The 1,631-nt window shown below is 36.2% G+C and carries 1 protein-coding gene and 1 pseudogene; both read right to left on the bottom strand.

The features are described from left to right. Window positions 1-40: 40 nt before the first annotated feature. A pseudogene (locus BBW68_RS20370) lies at window positions 41-199 on the bottom strand (arylsulfatase regulator); the annotation flags it as partial. A gap of 449 nt (window positions 200-648) precedes the next feature. Next, window positions 649-975, bottom strand: a complete 327-nt coding sequence (locus tag BBW68_RS18485; protein ID WP_148127675.1) for a hypothetical protein — start codon at window positions 973-975, stop codon at window positions 649-651. Window positions 976-1,631: the final 656 nt, after the last annotated feature.

Below are 1,631 nucleotides of genomic sequence, written 5' to 3'. Positions count from 1 at the left end.
TGGCTGGATGCGACCTACGTGAATTCCAAAATAGTTTTTTTTAATGATCTTTCGGAACTTCAATTACGCCATCAGCAATTCCCTGTGCCAGTCGTTCCATCCATTTTGCAAATCGGTAATACCCCGGATATTGCAGGCAGATGTAGTCCATCTGGATTTTTGATGTGCTGTCCATTACTCGTTTGAAGGCATCCATATAGGGGTTGTAAACGGGAAGCCACCAAAATTTGGTGGACTTCTTGTTTAGAAGGACAGTACCTGAACTGACTAACTTTCCGCTGGGTGCTGTTAGTGATCTTCCGGCACCACATAACACCATCAGAATACCTCTTACCAAAGCGTAAATATCCCGTGTAGCGCAGAAAAATGTAGCCTATTTAGAATGTTAAACAATTATCCTTATCAGGAAATGCCGGTTCAAGGTGCCTAATTTTCTGGTACCATCTGTATTCGATCCCTAAATTCAGATAGAAACCATGCTTATTATATTTTAATAGTTTCGAAACCAAACTGGTATTAATTCCTAGTCAACAACCGTGGTGAAAATTCCAGATAATTTGGTTTTTAATTATCAACTAATTCAGTGCCATTCTTTTTATTATTGATATCTTCTTCAGTAATATACTTATAACAAGCAGATAGAAAAGGTTATAACTCTGTCCAATAGTTATTAACTACAGACTGACTAGGATAAAATCTAGTAGAATGTACATGTGACTGAATATTATTCATTAAAAACAAACCACCTTCAGTGGTTGAATATTTACTTACTAAGTCTTTCACAACATGATCATAGTAACCTAACTGACAAAGTTTCTGAGCTACATCCAAACTTTTTTCACCAAGATTTTTACCTATCACCCCAATAAGTGGAGATATTTGTTTAATAGTTGTTTCGATGAATACACGTAACATAACCGCATAAATGATCGGGGTATATTTTAAATTTAGTTTACACAATTCAAAAAATTGCATATTCTTTTTTCCTCGTTTCTGGCATTGAAACGGTACACAAATTCCAGTCAACTAGAATTTTTCTATCCCGATGAAGTGGTTCTAAGGGTCTTAACTTAGGCTTCTTCACTTTAGGTTTAGCTGAGCCTGACGTTGACGGTTTTATTATTTGTATCGGAGACGCAGTTACGGTAGCCGTAGAAGTTGCCTGTGTCGTAGTTTTTCCAGTTACAGGAGAAGAGCCACTCGTAGAAGTGGTTTTACTTGGATATCTACTTTTGATTTCTGCTCTATACCGATCAGCAATTTGCTTCAGACTATATCTGACTGTAATAAATAAACCACTATTAACACGGAAAGCTGTCTTTGATGTATTCCAAGGTAACTTATTAGGTTCTTTTGATATAAATCGCACTCAACACACAAAGCCATTATATTCTGAGTGCCACTTAGCACTCCATCCATGTTCTTCAGCTGTGCTGGCAGCAACAATTATTCTATCGTTACAAAAAAATAAATACCAAACTGGTTGCTCAACCTATTATTTATGCTTCGAGAATAATTTACTTCCTTTGGGAAAGTATATTCTTTATGAATTCCTGACTCCATAGTGACTTTCACACCATCAATGTTAATAAGTTCCATTTTCAGCAATAGTAAAGCGCGAATTCAGATAA

This window comes from Candidatus Erwinia dacicola (genome assembly GCF_001756855.1).
GTDB lineage: Bacteria > Pseudomonadota > Gammaproteobacteria > Enterobacterales > Enterobacteriaceae > Erwinia > Erwinia dacicola.
Note: the sequence above shows the minus strand (reverse complement) of the source record. Positions and strands in the feature narration are given on the sequence as shown.